The organism is Pseudorhodobacter sp. (assembly GCF_030452865.1).
Classification (GTDB): domain Bacteria; phylum Pseudomonadota; class Alphaproteobacteria; order Rhodobacterales; family Rhodobacteraceae; genus Pseudorhodobacter.
Genome location: NZ_JAKDLJ010000459.1, coordinates 1 through 2,606, shown reverse-complemented (window position 1 = coordinate 2,606; position 2,606 = coordinate 1). Strand labels below are relative to the sequence as shown.

General features: G+C 61.1%; 3 protein-coding genes. All 3 read left to right on the top strand.

Going from position 1 to position 2,606, the window contains the following annotated elements; genetic code table 11:
- Nucleotides 1-154 precede the first annotated feature (154 nt).
- The 3 genes from L0H65_RS18025 to L0H65_RS18015 all read left to right on the top strand — a co-directional run bounded on the left by L0H65_RS18025 (nt 155) and on the right by L0H65_RS18015 (nt 2,579).
- Entirely contained in the window at nt 155-535 is a 381-nt protein-coding gene (locus L0H65_RS18025) for a transposase (RefSeq protein WP_301460591.1), read from the top strand.
- Complete coding sequence (gene tnpB, locus L0H65_RS18020) at nt 532-879, top strand: IS66 family insertion sequence element accessory protein TnpB (RefSeq protein ID WP_037967155.1); 348 nt, start codon at nt 532-534, stop codon at nt 877-879. Before L0H65_RS18025 ends, tnpB begins: the two co-directional genes overlap by 4 nt.
- A gap of 62 nt (nt 880-941) precedes the next feature.
- On the top strand, nt 942-2,579 hold the full coding sequence (locus L0H65_RS18015; RefSeq protein ID WP_301460592.1) for an IS66 family transposase: 1,638 nt from the start codon (nt 942-944) through the stop codon (nt 2,577-2,579).
- Nucleotides 2,580-2,606: the final 27 nt, after the last annotated feature.

The following is a 2,606-nucleotide window of genomic DNA, read 5'->3' as shown; positions in this document are numbered from 1 at the left end:
TGACTGTCGTCGATGACTGCACGCGGGAATGCCTGGCCCTGATCGCCGACACCTCGTAACCGCGCCATTGGCACCGCCTGCCTGACGCTTGGGCGATGATCTAAGACACGTGTTTAACTACGTCGTTAACGACGTGTCTTATGCGGGGTCATCGATGCGTGGTGAAATTCTTGGGATGGAGCGGCGGCGCTTCTGGCGTGATGAGGACAAGCTTGAGATCATCATGTCGGTCGGGGTTGGCGGCGCAACGGTGACGCAGGTAGCGCAGCGCCATGAAGTGACGCGGCAGCAGATTTATGCTTGGCGGCACGACCTGAAGAAGAAGGGTCTGTGGTCGCCGGATGCCGGGGCGCTTTTCTACCCATTGGATATGCCAGTGGCGGCTGGAGTTCCGATAACGCAGGATACTGTCGCTGAAACATCGCCACCGGTTGCGGTTGAATTGCGTCTGCGTGGCGGCCGTAGTTTGCATTTTGAAAGCACGATTGATCCGACTGCGCTGTCGGTGCTGATCCGCGCGGTGGACGCCGCATGATCGGTCCCGGCACCGGTGTGCGTGTGTATCTGGCGTGTGGTGTCACGGATATGCGAAAGGGGATCGCGGGGCTGGCCGCTTTGGCGCAGGATGTGTTGCGTCAGAAACCAGCCAATGGTGCGGTATTTGCGTTCCGTGGGCGGCGCGGGGATCGGATCAAGCTTCTGTTCTGGGATGGCCAGGGGTTTTGTCTCTACTACAAAGTCTTGGAGCGTGGCCGCTTCCCTTGGCCGAATGCTGCGGATGGGTCGATGCGGCTGACATCAGCACAGCTCGCGATGCTGTGGGAGGGGATCGACTGGCGACGTCCGGATTGGGGCGCTCCGCCAGCGCGTGTGGGGTAATTCTGCGCTCGATTTATCGTTATTTATATGGCGCTTGAGCCTAATTTTTGGTAGTCAGGCGCATGTCTAAACCTACTGAAAATCTGCCTGATGATCCCGCTGAATTGAGAGCGATGATCGCAGCATTGCAGGCCGAGAACGCTCAGATCGCGGCAGAAAACGCCAAGATGTCGGCGACATTGCGCGTCCATGATCAGCTGGTTCAGGCCCTGCGCCTGCGGATCGCCAAGTTGCAAAAACTGGCCTTTGGCAAATCCTCGGAAAAGATCGAACGCGAGATCGAACAGCTGGAATTGGCGCTCGAAGACCTGCTGGTCGCGGTGGCCGAAGACGATGAAGCGCTCATTGACGAAGGTCCGGATGAGCCGTCACCAGATGCTGCCGATGCGCCCGCTTTGCGTCGTCGGCCACGTGTCTCGGATGCGACCCCGCGCGAGCGTCGTGAACTGGACCCCGGTGCCTGCTGCCCCGACTGTGGCGGCGATCTGCGTGTGGTGGGTGAGGATGTCAGCGAGCTTCTCGATATGATCGCGGCGCAGATGAAGGTGATCCAGATTGCCCGGATCAAGAAATCCTGCCGCCGCTGCGAGCGGATGGTGCAGGAGCCCGCACCAAGTCGTCCAATCCCGGGCAGCATGGCGGGGCCAAACCTGCTTGCGCATGTGCTGGTCTCGAAGTTCGACGATCATTTGCCTTTGTATCGCCAGCACGAGATCTTCGCCCGCATGGGGGCGGACATTCCCGAAAGCACACTGGTCGGCTGGTGCGGGCGGGCCATGAAGACCCTGCAGCCGCTGATCGCACGGATCGAGGCGGACATCATGGCCAGCGACCTGCTGCATGCGGACGACACACCCATCCGGGTGCTGGATCGCAGCATGCGCGACAAGGGGCTTGGCAAGGGCGTCAAACAAGGCCGGATCTGGGCCTATGTGCGTGACCAGCGGCCTTGGGCGGGAGCATCACCGCCGGGCGCTGTCTATCGCTTTGCGCCAGACTGGAAAGAAGAGCACGTTCTCAGCCATCTGGCCAACGCCCGCGGCATCCTGCAAGCGGATGGTTACACAGGCTATGCCAAGCTCTATGCGCCTGAACCCGGTGGCACGCCGCGTTTGCGCGAGGCCGCCTGTTGGGCGCATCTGCGGCGGGACTTCCACGACTTCTGGACCTCGACCAAATCCGAGATCGCCCGCGAGGCGCTCGACCGGATCGGCAAGTTCTACGACATCGAGCGCGATATCAACGGCCAGTCCGCTGACGTGCGTCATGCGACGCGTCAAAAGCTTACCCAGCCCAAGGTGACAGCCTTCTTCGCCTGGTCTGAACAACAGCTCCTGCGCATCCCCGGCAAAAGCGATCTGGCCAAGGCGTTCCGCTATGGCCTCACGCGGCAGGAGGCCTTCAGCCTCTTCCTGAGCGACGGGCGTGTGGCCATCGACAACAACCCGGCCGAACGCGCCCTGCGCCCGATTGGAATCGGACGTAAAAACTGGCTCTTCGCGGGCGCAGATACCGGCGCGGAAACCCTCGCACGCGCGATGACTGTCATTGAAACGGCCAAGCTGAACGGTCTCGACCCGCTGGCCTATCTGGCTGACATTCTCGACCGCATCCACGATCACAAGATCAACAGGCTGGATGAGTTGCTGCCGTGGAACTGGTCGCCCGTGGCATCCGCAATGAGCAAACAAGCCGCGTAGGCCGCGGTATCAACGAGGCGGTTACGA